General features: G+C 45.9%; 15 protein-coding genes. 2 read left to right on the forward strand and 13 right to left on the reverse strand.

What is annotated here, in order from left to right:
* Nucleotides 1–86 precede the first annotated feature (86 nt).
* On the forward strand, nucleotides 87–1,385 hold the full coding sequence (locus tag MJZ25_11805) for a replication-associated recombination protein A (GenBank protein MCQ2124858.1): 1,299 nt from the start codon (nucleotides 87–89) through the stop codon (nucleotides 1,383–1,385).
* Here the strand turns inward: MJZ25_11805 and MJZ25_11810 are convergent.
* Genes MJZ25_11810 through MJZ25_11820 form a run of 3 tightly spaced genes read right to left on the reverse strand, consistent with a single transcriptional unit; the run spans nucleotide 1,382 to nucleotide 3,458 of the window.
* On the reverse strand, nucleotides 1,382–1,876 hold the full coding sequence (locus tag MJZ25_11810; protein MCQ2124859.1) for a hypothetical protein: 495 nt from the start codon (nucleotides 1,874–1,876) through the stop codon (nucleotides 1,382–1,384). The two genes, MJZ25_11805 and MJZ25_11810, sit on opposite strands and share 4 nt — an antisense overlap.
* Nucleotides 1,876–2,700 (reverse strand): hypothetical protein, encoded by an 825-nt coding sequence (locus MJZ25_11815; protein MCQ2124860.1) that lies wholly within the window; start codon nucleotides 2,698–2,700, stop codon nucleotides 1,876–1,878. The genes MJZ25_11810 and MJZ25_11815 overlap by 1 nt, the downstream gene beginning before the upstream one ends.
* A gap of 17 nt (nucleotides 2,701–2,717) precedes the next feature.
* Complete coding sequence (locus MJZ25_11820; protein MCQ2124861.1) at nucleotides 2,718–3,458, reverse strand: fibrobacter succinogenes major paralogous domain-containing protein; 741 nt, start codon at nucleotides 3,456–3,458, stop codon at nucleotides 2,718–2,720.
* Between the two features lie 111 nt (nucleotides 3,459–3,569).
* Here MJZ25_11820 and MJZ25_11825 point away from each other — a divergent pair, with 111 nt between their 5' ends.
* A complete protein-coding gene (locus MJZ25_11825) occupies nucleotides 3,570–3,707 on the forward strand; it encodes a hypothetical protein (protein MCQ2124862.1) in 138 nt (45 codons plus the stop codon).
* Here the strand turns inward: MJZ25_11825 and MJZ25_11830 are convergent.
* From MJZ25_11830 to MJZ25_11875, 10 genes are all read right to left on the reverse strand, one after another.
* Complete coding sequence (locus MJZ25_11830) at nucleotides 3,704–4,225, reverse strand: hypothetical protein (GenBank protein MCQ2124863.1); 522 nt, start codon at nucleotides 4,223–4,225, stop codon at nucleotides 3,704–3,706. The genes MJZ25_11825 and MJZ25_11830 overlap by 4 nt on opposite strands.
* Before the next feature lie 343 nt (nucleotides 4,226–4,568).
* Nucleotides 4,569–5,687 carry a hypothetical protein gene (locus MJZ25_11835; GenBank protein ID MCQ2124864.1) on the reverse strand — a complete coding sequence of 373 codons (1,119 nt, stop codon included), beginning with the start codon at nucleotides 5,685–5,687 and terminating at the stop codon, nucleotides 4,569–4,571.
* A gap of 131 nt (nucleotides 5,688–5,818) precedes the next feature.
* Entirely contained in the window at nucleotides 5,819–6,901 is a 1,083-nt protein-coding gene (locus tag MJZ25_11840) for a M48 family metallopeptidase (GenBank protein ID MCQ2124865.1), read from the reverse strand.
* Between the two features lie 83 nt (nucleotides 6,902–6,984).
* Nucleotides 6,985–7,542 carry a LemA family protein gene (locus MJZ25_11845; protein ID MCQ2124866.1) on the reverse strand — a complete coding sequence of 186 codons (558 nt, stop codon included), beginning with the start codon at nucleotides 7,540–7,542 and terminating at the stop codon, nucleotides 6,985–6,987.
* A gap of 77 nt (nucleotides 7,543–7,619) precedes the next feature.
* Nucleotides 7,620–7,838: a DUF1016 domain-containing protein gene (locus MJZ25_11850; protein MCQ2124867.1), complete on the reverse strand. Its 219-nt coding sequence runs from the start codon at nucleotides 7,836–7,838 to the stop codon at nucleotides 7,620–7,622.
* Between the two features lie 224 nt (nucleotides 7,839–8,062).
* Nucleotides 8,063–8,305 carry a hypothetical protein gene (locus MJZ25_11855; protein MCQ2124868.1) on the reverse strand — a complete coding sequence of 81 codons (243 nt, stop codon included), beginning with the start codon at nucleotides 8,303–8,305 and terminating at the stop codon, nucleotides 8,063–8,065.
* Between the two features lie 221 nt (nucleotides 8,306–8,526).
* Nucleotides 8,527–10,497 (reverse strand): CotH kinase family protein, encoded by a 1,971-nt coding sequence (locus tag MJZ25_11860; protein ID MCQ2124869.1) that lies wholly within the window; start codon nucleotides 10,495–10,497, stop codon nucleotides 8,527–8,529.
* A 143-nt stretch (nucleotides 10,498–10,640) separates the two neighbouring features.
* Nucleotides 10,641–11,432 carry a hypothetical protein gene (locus MJZ25_11865; protein ID MCQ2124870.1) on the reverse strand — a complete coding sequence of 264 codons (792 nt, stop codon included), beginning with the start codon at nucleotides 11,430–11,432 and terminating at the stop codon, nucleotides 10,641–10,643.
* 14 nt (nucleotides 11,433–11,446) lie between these two features.
* Nucleotides 11,447–13,126: a S8 family peptidase gene (locus MJZ25_11870; protein ID MCQ2124871.1), complete on the reverse strand. Its 1,680-nt coding sequence runs from the start codon at nucleotides 13,124–13,126 to the stop codon at nucleotides 11,447–11,449.
* A 427-nt stretch (nucleotides 13,127–13,553) separates the two neighbouring features.
* Complete coding sequence (locus MJZ25_11875; protein ID MCQ2124872.1) at nucleotides 13,554–14,360, reverse strand: YggS family pyridoxal phosphate-dependent enzyme; 807 nt, start codon at nucleotides 14,358–14,360, stop codon at nucleotides 13,554–13,556.
* Nucleotides 14,361–14,386: the final 26 nt, after the last annotated feature.

A 14,386-nucleotide genomic window follows, 5' to 3' on the forward strand; every position in this document is an offset into this window, starting at 1 on the left:
CTGCCCAAACGCCACAGTTCTAAAAAAACAGTGAATCCAAATTGTCGCAACCTCTCGTAATTCGTAACTCATAATTCGTAATTGTCATGGATCAGCCCTTAGCAGAACGTTTACGCCCCCAGAACCTGGATGAGTTTCTTGGACAGAACAAGATTCTCGGTGCCCAGAGTCTGCTGCGCAAAAGCCTCGAGAACGACACCGTGCCCAGCATGATTTTCTGGGGCCCTCCGGGCTGCGGCAAGACTAGTCTCGCCCACGTCATTAAGCAAAAGACCCGCAAGGCATTTGTGGCGTTGTCCGCGGTTTCCAGCGGCGTCAAGGAAGTGAAGGAAGTTCTGGCAGACGCCCGCAAGATGAAGGCCATGTTCCAGGACACGATTCTCTTCATCGACGAAATTCACCGCTTTAACAAGGGCCAGCAGGACGCATTGCTGGGCGCCGTGGAAGACGGCACCGTAACGCTTATCGGCGCCACTACGGAAAACCCCGGGTTTGAAGTAAACGGGGCTTTGCTTAGCCGCTGCCAGCTGATTCTGTTTGCGCCACTTTCCAAGGAAGACTTGCGCACTCTGATTTTTAGCGCCTTGAAGGAACATCCCCGCGGCCTCCAGCTGAAAGATGTTGAAGTGGAAGACGCTGTTGTCGACAAGCTGATCGCACAGTCCGAAGGAGACGCACGATTCCTGCTGAATCAGCTGGAATGGATCGGCGGAAACCTGGGCGGAAGAAAGGTCATTGACGAAAAGCTTCTGGAAGAATTCCAGTACAAGAAGCCCCTGCGTTACGACAAGAGCGGCGAAGAACATTACAACCTGATTTCTGCACTACACAAGTCCATCCGCGGTTCCGACCCGGACGCCGCCGTGTACTGGCTGCACCGTATGCTTCAAGGCGGCGAGGACCCGCGTTACCTATTGCGTCGAATGATTCGTATGAGCATGGAAGACGTTGGCCTTGCAGATCCTAACGCCCTGCTGCTAGCAACAAGCGCCCGAGAGGCATACGACTTCCTGGGAAATCCCGAAGGCCTTATCGCCTTGGACCAGCTTGCAGTCTACCTGGCTCTGGCTCCCAAGAGCAACAGCCTTGAAGTTGCAGGCATGACCGCAGACGAAGTCATCCGCCAGACAGGCACGCTCCCCGTGCCCCGCGCCTTCCGCAACTCCGTCACCCGCGTAGGTAAGCAGCTTGGCTACGGCAACGGCTATCAGTACGATCACGACTCCCCCGGTGGCTACTCCGCCCAGGAACATCTGCCCAAGCAGCTGGAAGGCATGCGCTTTTACCAGCCCAAGCAAATCGGCAAGGAAAAACTTTTCGCTGAACGCCTGGAACAGCTCAAGGCCATCCGCGACGAAAAGCTTGGCAAGAAAGAAGAATCCTAATCCGCCGCCGGCTGGTCCCAAGGGAAGGGAACAAGAGCGTTTTCAGACGGACCTACCGGAATCGTCATATTCGCCGGAAGTTTACCGATATCATCAGGCATCGCGGCCATAATAATGGTTACTGGTAGCACGACAACTCCGGCTGCCATAAAGAGGAACACCCCGAACGGAGAGCTGACCATTCCGGACATGTCCTTCAACAATTTAAAGCCTCCGTTTATGGTCCTCAGCGAATGGTTATCACTGTGCCCGCGTTTACTATTCTCTCTAGCCACAAGCAGGTGACCATATACAACGTCACCTTTGCGGGCTTCCAGAACCATCTCGTCGCCGGAGGAACTTTTAATCAAGCAACTCTGCGTGGACTCGCAAACGCGCTCGCCATTGCGGTAAAATTCGTAATCCTGACTATCGGAAACCGTTACCCACGAGGTACTAGAGCATCCAACCAGAAGAATCGTCAGCAGTATTGCAATCATCTTCTTCTTCATCACCACCATACCTGAGCACTAACGTTCCACCCGTGGGCACGGCAAAGTTTACCGTCACGAGCATTTTCAAAATCAATGTAGTTGTACAAATAGCGCACATCCAGGGCATAAATAACCCTAGCCGCAGCGGGCTTGTAGAAAGCCCCCATTCTCAATAAGAACGCCAATCCCCCATCTGAGATTTCGTACTTATCAGAATTGTAATATACCATGGAAAAACCGATTCCAGGTCCCACATAGGGGAACAGGGAGTGGCCTCCAAGCACGTAAGCGCCAGACAGGAAAGTGCCAATGTTCCCAAAGTCCCGGGAGTCCAAGCCTACATCAAACGCCCAGGCAAAATCCCAGGAGATAAGGAAATCCTTGTACAAGTAGTTCGCCGATAAATCTACGGTCGGAGAAATGTCAACTTCCGGGGACAATAGTCCCGTGGCTCCAAGGCCAAGACCCCACCGAAGCCCGTTCCACTGGCCAAATTTCAGGGACACAACATCCACAATAGGATTCAAGTCATCAGGCGTATAGGCCATGTGCTTGTATGTCCAAACCGTTGCCTTGTCGCTAGAATTCAGCAGCGAGTACACCACCAGAATCCCATCATCCTGACGTAGCATTTTTATTTGCAATAGAAAATCGCTGGCGTAGGCAGACTCCGCCACAGACACGTCACCGTTTGTTCTGAGTACGCTTTCGGTCCGGCGCACCACCTTTTCTGCGTAATCCTTATGGACACCATCCAGTTCCACCGCGGTGTCAACGAACACTTTGGGCCTAGCCCAAAGAGCAGTGCAAAGTACCAGCAGAATAAATAAAACGCGATACAAGGCGGTCCTCCTAAACCCTAGTCTTTCAAGCAACGAAGGCTAGCTCCACCGGATTTGGCTTCAAACATCGAAGTAACTGAGTCTACGTCTGTAAAAACTTGTGTATAAGAAGCATTAATCCCATACTCCGCTACAGACCACATAGAAACAACCTCTTCCAAGAGCATGTATGAACCATTTATGTAGCGATATCCAGAAGGAATCGCGTTAAACCCAATTGCATCCATTCCATTTGCATTCTCAGTCCACCCACTAGTTGACTTGAGCTTGGATCCTGCGACTTTTACACCGCCCACCTTCTTGAACAGGGCACCAAACTCAGACTGCGTAGGTACATGCCAGCCTTCAGGGCATATTCCTCGATGAGGTTTATTGGGTTTACATTTCTTGCCCAAACCACAAGCTACAACACCATTGGCTTCCGATACAAGGCCAGCACTATCCATGGCAGCAGACCAAGTGTATAAGCGACCATGAGCGTCACAATTGCTTTTCATCCCTTCGTAACACCAGCTAGTAGAATCAGAAATAAATGCAGGTGTAGAATAACTTATACCCGTGTAAGCATAGTTCAGGTTTTCGGCCATCCAAGTTTGATTGCCAATCGTAACAGTCTTATAAGTCTGTCCGTCTCGGCTATCCGTCATGGTGCCCAAGGTGAACTCAATCTCACCATCCGACACTTCCGAAGGTGAATCATCGGAGCAGGCCACAAAAACAAAACTCAAAGCCGTAATCAAAAGTAAAACGTATTTCATAATATATCAAACCATTTTTTATAATAACATAGAAAAACTAAAAAATGGACTTGTTGATTTTTTAATAGAGGGTTTTCCGCCCAGGAGCATTTGCCCAAGCAGCTGGAGGGCATGCGCTTCTACCAGCCCAAGCAGATCAGCAAGAAAAAACTTTTCGCTGAACGCCTGGAACAGCTCAAAGCAATCCGCAACGAAAAGCTGGGCCGAAAAGCAGAAACTGCAGAAGAAAAGAAAGACTCATCGCTTTAAAATTCAGCAACTACGCCAAGTCCTCCTGGAAATACGATCCTGTCGCGGTCAAGAGACCCCTTGTTTATGTCGAAATTCGTATAGTAACTGCCGTTCCCGGCGAAAAATTGAAATCCCAGTTCAAAGTACGCACCAAAGTGCTTGGCAAACATGTGCTGATATCCAAATCCAAAAACAAGACGCCAATAATTGATCTCTTTGGATGATTCTTCCAAATACGAATCCTTGCTATTCACATTGTGGATGATAAAACCTTCAAACTCGCCATGAATCCACTCGGATGAATGAAAAGCATACGGACCAGTAAGCCCCATAAAACGATAGGCAATACCGATCCCTCCCATAAAGTCATAATCAGAGTCATACCCCATTAAATGAACGTTGCTAGAAAGATGTTCATCCTTCATTGTATACTCAACGCTTGTCATTCCATGGTATGGACCAAAACCCAAGCTTACGCCGAATTGTGCATAACACATCCCAGCAAGCATGCACAGTAGTGCTTGAAACTTTTTCATGTTTCCCTCCTTTTTCACCAACGCTTCACTGGAGGGACAATGTCACATAAGGCAGGTGAACCCCCAGGTTTAAAAAAAATAGCTGATGCTACGCAAATTCCAAGACGAACTAAATAATTTGATTGTTGTTGCGTGTTCGTTAAAGAAATGGAACTATCGAGAACAAAATCCTTTATAGCGACATTGAAACTAAAATCCACAACAATAGAATCCTGTTTATCAACATATTTTTTTAACGAATCTATTACTAATTGTGCTTGGCAATATCCCTGCAACAGAAGCAACAAAGAAAAAAACAGTATCATTCGAAAACTTATCATAGATAAACGGCTTCCATCAAAAATTAGCGATAAGAAAGTGGGTACTTTGAAAGAATTGCATCACGAATATTTTGGGGCAAATTTTTGCTTGTTTTCGCTCTGAATTCTAAATCCTTATGCCTTACATAATGCATTCCGACAACACCATAATCAGTAGCCCTTCTAAAATTAGGGTCCTTCTCGTTTCCCGTAAGCTGCGTATTCGCCTGAGGATTAAAACCCGTCAAATCTTCGTTCGGATTAGGAACACTTCCTGTTGGAATTGAGAACTCCATAAAAGGCGTTATCTTACATCTAACCGTAATATCTTCCGTATCACAGCATGTATCTAAATCCGTATCATGAGTGGTTTTTGCACATGAGAAATTTCCGTATCCATCAAAACCACAACCACTAAAACAGTAGGATCTTATTCCATTTCGATCAGGATCAAACGCAGCCCAGCGCCACACCTTTCCTTCAATTGGGCCTCTCCAAACAAGCTGACGCTTTTTGAAATACGTCTCGGAGCCTGCGGTTGAAATGACTTTGTAATCTGATATGAAAGATTCCGCAATCATTCGATACGGATAAATCTCCACCGTTATCTTTGAATCATATGTAGCGGTTTCAACAACTTCCTTTTTTAAGGCTTTGAGCTGCTTAAGATAGGGATCTTCTTCTGCGGAATCATCACAACCATCACAGGACAAACCTATATAGTCACATTTTTCAAACAATATTCTATCTGACAAAAGCGTATCGCCATTTACAAGCACAATAAATCCATAGTCCTCATTCATGGCAAGCCAAGATGTGGGACACACATAATCAAGAGGACGTTCAATAGAATGACTATAATCGGCATCCTCTGCAATACGTTTTGCGTACGAAGCTTCTAACTTTAAGAATTCATCAAGAGAATCTAGTACCAACCCTTTTTTATCAACATCTTTTTTTAAGGTTGCTTCTTGAAAAAATCGAATTCTATTCCCTTTTTCGTCAAATTCAAAATATGGAAGTATTGAATCCCCCAAGTTTTCCTTATAGAAATGTTCAGAAAAGGAATTGTTTAGTGAGCCATCTCGAGCTTCATCACCTCCAAGATTTGAATTGTCACAAGCCCACAGTAAAATCGCAATAAGACAAGGTAATTTCTTCATCGTATCCTCCCTTATACTGAAAAATAATAAATCTAACACAAAATGAGGTAGAGGAACTCTCATTGTATAAAAAGTAACGGGAATAAAATTTCTAGGTCCTTCATCCCTACGGATTCAGAACAACACACCGACTAGAACTGTTCCAGGATCTTTATTCGTTCTGGTGTATCCGGGTGGGTACAGAAGATCAGGTTCACCTTGGACACCAAGCCCTTCAGGAGGCCGTTATCGTCTTCCTCGTCGGGGTGGATGATGTACAGCTGGGCCACGTCATTACGCTTGACGCTTGAAAGGCCCGGATCCTCGGAAACTTTGCGCAGGGCGCTTGCCAATGCCAGCGGGTCACCACAAAGTTCAGCGGCACCGGCATCGGCCACGTATTCGCGCTTACGGGAAATTGCCAAACGGTTGACGTAGCTAAAGAAGTAGGCCACCGTAGAAATCACAAGACCAACCAAAGCCACAACCATAACGATAAGGATGGCGCCACCTTCGTTCTTGCCACGACTGCGGCGAGGACGACTGCGGAGCATGCCCTTGATTAGCTGCCAGAATATGGACTGTACCAGGGAAATAAGGCCCACGAACACGATGCACACCACCATGAGGCGGGTATCGCGATTCTTGATGTGGGTCAGTTCATGGCCCACCACGGCGGCCAACTCATCGTCATTTAATTTGTCTATAATACCCGTAGTCAACGTGATAGTAAACGACTTGACGTTGATGCCGCTGGCGAAAGCGTTCATGCCCGGATCGTCAACGATGTTGATCTGGGGCATTTCGATGCCGCCGGCAATGCAGAGGTTTTCCACGATGTTGTAGACGCGGACATTCTCTTTACGTTCCAGGGGCTTTGCGTGAGTCACATGGCGCAAAAGGGAAACGTTGCAGGAGTACGCGAAGAAGAACCAGATACCCACAATGGCAATGGTCGCAGGCAGAGCCTTCAAGAAACAGTACCACACAATGGGCCAATGGGCGCCGTAGCCTTTGCCGGTCAGCATCGCCGTATCACGGCAAACTGCCTCGAACGAGGTTCCCACCGTCGCAAGGAAGGAGTCGCCGAAAAATTCGCAGAACACTCCGAAGTAGTCCAGCACAAAAATGAACAACCAGACCATGGCGAGAATGATGATCGGGTACATACACAACAGGATTACAGTGTTCCTGTTGTTACGCCAGATCTGGGTCTGCATTCCAACGTATTTCATGATACAGTTGTTAGTGGCTAGTGGTTAGTAGACAGGGATTCGGGAACGTTCTGCCCCCGATACCCCTAATCACAGCTTACTTTTTAGAACTTGACTTCGGGAGCCTTGTTCAAGGATTCACGGCTTTCAGTAGCTTCGTACATGGCAGCGCGCTTGAAGTTGAACATGCCAGCAATGATGTTGTTGGGGAAAATTTCGCAAGCGTTGTTGAATTCCTTGGTAGCGGAGTTGAAGAAGCGGCGAGCTGCAGCCAGCTTGTTTTCGATGTCAGAAAGTTCAGTCTGAAGCTGGAGGAAGTTGGTATTGGCCTTCAGTTCCGGGTAGGCTTCCAGGGAAACGCGGAGACCGGCAAGAGCGCTGGACATAGCCTTGTCCGCTGCAACCTTTTCATCCACGGTCTGGGCACCCATACCGGCGGCGCGGGCAGCGGTAATCTTTTCCAGGGTTTCCTTTTCGTGGGTGGCGTAACCCTTCACGGTGGAAACCAGCTGGGGCACCAAATCAAAGCGCTGCTTCAGCTGAACATCAATGTTTGCAAATGCGTTTTCGCGGTTATTGCGGAGCTTCACCAGTTTGTTGTAGGTGGTGATCAGCAAGAGGACGATGATGACGGCGACAGCAATGATAATTCCAGCGACCATAAGATTCTCCTTGTAATTGTTCTTACTTTGTAAATGTACAATAAAAAAACAAAAAAAATGACAGATTCCTCAAGACTTTACCCCAATTCGTCCCGCAGGAACTTTTCCAGCGTATCCTTCTGGGGAAGAGCCAGCATGTAGGTGGAAACAAACAGTTTGTTATCCATTCCCGCCAGGGCATACTCCACCATCTTTTTGCCCTTCTTCGTGCAGAGAAGAATACCCACAGGCGGATTATCCCCCTCGTTCATTTCGTTTTCCTTATAGTAGGAGACATAGGCATTCAACTGTCCCAAATCTCCGTGGTTAAAGGAAAAAAGGGTCTTCGACGGTCATGATTTCGCGTATGTGCGAAAAGGAAAGATTCTCAATAATTCGTTTAGCCGGCGTTTCGAATTCGTCCAACAGCGTTGGACTAATTCCGCTAGCCAAATAACCCTTGATTTTAGGGTAAATTTGATAAAAACGACGACAATTTTTAAACAGAGTCTCGTTCATCCCTCTTGTATTCAACCGAGCTTCAATATTTTTTCAGCAACTTTTCGCCATACTTCGCACGATCAAGACCTTTCTGCTCGTACTCAACAATGTAATAGCCGATCAGGTAATTTCTGATGGTGGCAAGTTTGTTTACCGCCTTCACCGAAGCGGAGTAGGCACTCTTGTGAATCTGCTCCAGAGAACTGGCCAGACCTTCGAAAGTCTGGGGATTGGAATTCTGCCAACCATTAGGCAACTGGAAGTCTTGAATTTGACTGGACATAGTATCTCCTTTGGAAAGAAAAAAGACATCTGTTTTTCAGATGCCTTGGAGATACTTTTTCGAACCTCGGGCGGAATTATAGCTTATACATAAATACTGGCAAGGGTCAAATTGTAATTTGTTTGTAAAAGGAGATCCTCCCCATACGGGAACCATGCGCACTAAGGAACAAGTTCCTAAGTGCTGTCCGCCGGAATCAAGTCCGGGATGATATGCTGGGTTTAAAGGAATTCGGCGGTGAATACGCTGCCGTCTTCAGGAGTAACTAGGCGGGGATTTTCCTTGACGCCGTCAGACCACTGCTTAAATATTCCCGTGGTTGCCTCAGCCTTCAAGAGCATGCTGTTTCCGCCAAAGAACGTACCTGTGTAATTGACTCGGGACAATTTCATTCCATCGATGGTTACGTAGCCGCCGCCATTGGCACCTACAGAAACCGTGATATCGTCACCAAAGCCAAATTCCTTACGGTAGTCTGCACGAAGGGCAGCGTTTCTACCCTTGCTATAGTACAAAATCATATCACCACGGGCATCAAATTCTCCACACATACCTGGATAAAAGCCGCAATAATCCCTACGGAACTTCTTCATGTCTCTTTCAATTTCGGAACCCGGAATTTGAGCATTTACCGCACTCAGAGATTTCTCCAATCTTTCTTCGGTCAAATATTCGTTAAGCATCACAGCGCCGTGGTTAGCAAACATTCTTCTGAAGTCGGGATTTTCCATCAGCTTTACATAAATATTTGCAAAGTATCCCGGGCCAGTTCGGCCTTCACCACGGTCATTGCGCATCCATTTAAACATGTTGCCGCCATTCATCTTAAAATCGGAGCTAACCCACTGCCACTCTAGACTCTGGTCTGTATCAAAAAGCATGAACTTGAATGGCTGACCAGGAGAGCGCCAGGCGCGCATATTGTTACTGGGCCAGTCCGCATTCTTCAAGTAGAACTGGGCTGCGAGATAGTCGGCATAGTTGCCTACATCCATCATGGTCTGAACCTTGGCGTAAGCCTCGTTGTTCTCGCCGGAAAAATCATTTGATGCCACAAAAGCCAAAAGTTCCGCATAGTAGTGGCCATCGCCAGCACTTGGCGTCACAACATCTTTTTTCTGCTTCACCATTTCTACGGTGTTATTGTCGATTCCGTAATTCGTTTCAACAAAGTGTTCGTTCAGTCTTTCGCGAAGGTCGTGAATGCCGTAGTATTCACCATTGTAGAATACCACCACCTGACGGTTACGCTGATAATCTACGGAGGATCCTTCTACGATTGCAGTCATTGCCGGGTCACCCACAAGGTCGCCTACGTAGCGGTTTCCGCTATTGCGCAAGTTAAAGCCCCTGAACTTGTTCACTTCCGGGCGGACCGTGAACAAGTTGTACTTCAGCTTCTTTTCGTTATACTGCTTCTTGATCTTGATTGCCACGGGCTTCTTGGGATAAGTACGGCTGTAGTTTCCCATCAGAGAAATACCGGCGTCGACTTCCCAGGCCTTGCCGCTGCTGCGGCTACCATTTTCAAAAAATTCCACATGAACAGGATCTTCGGTTTCATCCATCAGGCCGGGGCATCCGTAGGGATCATCACCTTCGCATCGTGACGTGTTCACATAGACTCTTCTAAAGAAGGAAGGGTCCACACTGATGGCCACCACCGGCATGGAAACGGTTTCACCAACAAAATAAGTCTGAGTGGACTTTCTTAGTTCATATCCGCCCTTGGCTTCGACACAGCGAACTACCGTATTCTTGGTAATTGTCAAAGGCCAATCCAAGACTTCCTCATAGTCCATAGGATCCCCACCGTCGAGAGTGCAGTAAATCTGCCCGCCCTTTACAGGCGCCGGTTCAGGAATGGTAAAAGATTCAGCATAGAAGCCCGCAGGCGGCAACAGCTTCGGAGACAGGTCTACCTCATCTTCGTCTTCATCCCCTTCATCCTTGTCTTTATCACCAGAAGGTTCTTCCACGTTCTTGATCATTTGTTCCAAGAACCAGGAGTAAAGAGAATCTGTTCCAAACAGACTGTCAGGAATCACAAGGCTATCCAGGTCGAAGGTAAAGTCTCCAAATTCACTTTTGACTTCAACAACTTTTGAATCTTCACCACTACAACCGCACAGTCCAAAGGCGCACAAGGAGCTTGCTATCAAGAATGCAAAAAGACTTTTTTTGAATTTCATAATTTAAAATATCGCCTAGTTATGTAAAATTTAGTTTAAACAAAACTGCTGTTCAAAATAAAAAAACACCTATGTGATATTCACTAAACAATAAACCCCGGCACAATGGCCGGGGTCCAAACAACATCTGTTAAAGGAGAAGACTAAAGCAATTCTTCCTTAATCCAGTATCCATATGCATATATGGCCGGACCATCCTTAACATTGCAATTCCATGCTTGACTTTTGTAAAGTTTTCTCTGAATCGAAGCCTCGGCTAGATTCTCACCAGAACAATTTTCAATCAACGCTCCCATTCGTATATAGTTATTCGAGGACATACACATATCTCCGGTTCTTGCAACACCGACCAATAGAATAGAATCCTTTTGAACGGACTGCACAACTTTTCCTGAAGGTTGGTTTGTATCTCCAATAATCATCAGGTAATAATCACATGTCTCGCTAGATTGATGTTTTTCAATCCGTTCCTTGATTCCAGGAAAGAAAATATCTAGACTATCCTTATCCAGTTTACGAACACCTTCGACCAAATATTCTTCAGGAACATTCGCCGGAGAATAGCCAGTTCCATTGTAAGCCAACACCGACGAATCAAAAGACAATTCCTGTGGATTATCAGTAAACTGCCTAGCATATTCCTCCAAGGAACCGCTAACCTTAGGAATCCACACGTTTGAAGATCCGTATTCATTGTCTTTAACAAAACTAGATGAAGACAAAGTATCAACTGTAGAACCTTCCCGACTATCAGACGAGGGCGGCGTATTGTATTCTCCATTCGATTCAACATTTTCAGACTGTCCACCATTTTCCTTGTTCTGAACCGACGCCAAGTTTCCTGGATTATCTTCAACAGTCACACTTTCTCCAGATCCGGAATCACAGCCTACAAGGGCTAATAACGTAGCAATGAATATAAACTTGAATTTCATGTGTACGCTCCTTATTATTGATTATGCCAGAAGTTATATCCCAAAACAACATCACCCATTCCAGAATTGGAGTATCGTTTAATTTTAACAATCAGATCACTTGATGACGTCGTGAAAAAATCAACAACTTCAAACGGATTTGACGAGCTCTCAGAACGAGCAATTAATTCACCATCTTGATAGACAAAAAGATCCAAATCTTGTGAAATCATCCTATGGGCATAAACATATGTAGCCGGGGTCAACCATGCAATAGCTATTCTATAGTGATGATTTGCGACAATATTACTTTCAATCTTCGTTATCATCCCACCATCATCAAAGCAACAGCCATTTGGACCATTCCAATAAGCAGAACGATTATTCCAAGCTAAATCGCTATAAGCAGGAACACCTTTTGCAACATTAGCATAATTGTCCCGATCATGGTCAGCGTCTCCTATAGCAAGAGAATTGGCCGTCAGCAAAAGAGCCTTTACAACCTCAGGATGTCTTTTGTAGAAAACATGATCTTGTAGTAAATCAGCAACCATCCCAGCCATGTATGGAGTTGACGCACTAGTGCCATCAAAAAAACCGTTATAACTTACAGAGCCGTTTTCCCACACATAATGCGCATTCGGGAAAAAGAAATCCGTAAAATTAGCAACTTCAGGTTTCTGATTCCTTATATCTGAATTTCTCCAAGCAGAATAAGAAGCATAATTTCTCGTCATAGGATCAACTGCACCCACAGTAATCGCATTAACTGCAAGCCCGGGACTTTTCACCCAAAAATCATCATCCTCATCTTCAAAATTCTTATTTCCTGCACAAACAAAATTGATAACTCTATTATTGTAAATATAGTCATCCATATCAACATCAGCTTGGCAATAATCACCCCCAGCACAAACCGTCCAAGAATGCGATCCAACATCTATTTGAGGATCCATAGTATTTGGGTTAGGATAAGCATCCTCATCGTAACCATAAATCATTGCTTGAGGGGCTGTTTCTTGAAGAATTCTAGCAACACCTGTCGGATGCCCCTTATAACCACGATAACACGGCGTCATCGCAGAATAATGGTCCGTATCTAAGTCAGATGTTTCAGGACATCCCGTTTCATTAAAATACACACCAACACCATTGCCTTTATGGTTATTGGTAAACGCATGAGTATTAATTTGAGAAAGGGTAAAAATACTCGAATAGGTCATTGACGGTTTCGGTTCTTTATATTCCCCAACTAGAACAGGAGTCGGTCCACTTAAAAGTTCTCGAATTTCTTTCGCCGTAAGGTAATCGACATAGCTAGGCTTATAGAACTTTTCGTTTTCCTTTTTCGTTCGAGACACATAAGCATCTTTTGACAGAAGCTGATTATTCAACCAATATCGAGGAAACAACACATCGTTTTCATAACGACCATAGGAAGCTGAGTCCATTGATTCTCTAAAAGAGAGATCACTCACAATGACCTTCATTCTGTTTTCTATCGGAAAAACAGCTGTTTTCAATTGATCCCGCTGTCTTCCCATAACATCTCGTTCAACGCTTGCAGTTCTATACTGAGTCTTTTGATTCAAGAATTCTTCAACAGCCCTCGTCACATGGCTTTGAGGAACATATTGCGGCAATACATCAACCTTTCCTTCCTCAGACCAAACGCTTGTTATAACAAAAAATGTGAATGCAAAATACTTTTTCATATAAAAATCGGCTTTTTTCCAATATATAATTTTTAATTAAGCCAGTCATTATAAATTCAGGTCTAAAATACCTCGCTTACGAATAGTCCAATTTTCAAATTGGTGCGACGACGTCGCACTAATTACGTTTGCCAAACCTTCAAAAGTCTGGGGGTTGGAATTTTGCCAATCGTTGGGCAACTTGAAATCTTGAATTTGACTGGACATAGTATCTCCTTTGGAAAGAAAAAAGACATCTGTTTTTCAGATGCCTTGGAGATACTTTTTCGAACCTCGGGCGGAATTATAGCTTATACATAAATACTGGCAAGGGTCAAATTGTAATTTGTTTGTAAAAGGAGATCCTCCCCATACGGGAACCATGCGCACTAAGGAACAAGTTCCTAAGTGCTGTCCGCCGGAATCAAGTCCGGGATGACACATTGTGTTAAACGGGATCGTTTACGGGCTTGCTGTAGTCGCGTTCGCCGAAGAGGGCGGTGCCTACGCGGATCATGGTAGAACCTTCTTCGATGGCCACTTCCAAGTCGCCGGTCATGCCCATGGAAAGCTGGTCGAAGTTTGCGAATACGCCGCCCCTGGCCAAGTACTTCTGCTGAAGATTGCGGAGGAAGGCAAAGCATTCGCGGGAATCTTCTGCAACACCGGTGTTCTTGCCGATGGTCATGAGGCCGCGGAATTTCAAGTGCTGGAATTTTTCGCTCTTGCCGTCGGGACCACAAGGGCCAGCGACTTTTTCAAGTTCTGCCAGGAATGCGTCGGCGTTTGCAACATCCAAACCGCTCTTGGTTTCTTCTTCGCCGGCGTTCACCTGAAAAAGAATTTCCAAAGTCTTGCCATTGGCCGCAACCTTTTCGCCTGGCAGTGCTGCGCAGACCTTTTCCAGTTTTTCAACGGCTTCCATGCTTGCAATGGAATGAATGCAGTCGGCGACGATGGCGGCCTTCTTCAATTTGTTGCTCTGCACAGGTCCTATGACATGGCACTGCACCGGGGAGCCATCGAGAGCCACGCGACGTTCGCTGAACTTGGATTCCGCTTCCTGCACGCGGTTCTCGCCAAAGACTTTTGCACCCAGGGCAATTGCGTTTTCCACTGCTTCCGCCGAGTGGAACTTACTGACCCAAACCAAAAGCACCGATTCACGGGAACGGCCCGCCTGAGCGCAAGCGGCAGAGATTCTCGTTTCCAATTTGGCCAGCTGGCCACGCATTTCTTCAAGAGTAAATTCCATGTTCCGAAATATAGAAAAACCCATAA

This window comes from Fibrobacter sp. (genome assembly GCA_024399065.1).
Lineage (GTDB): Bacteria > Fibrobacterota > Fibrobacteria > Fibrobacterales > Fibrobacteraceae > Fibrobacter.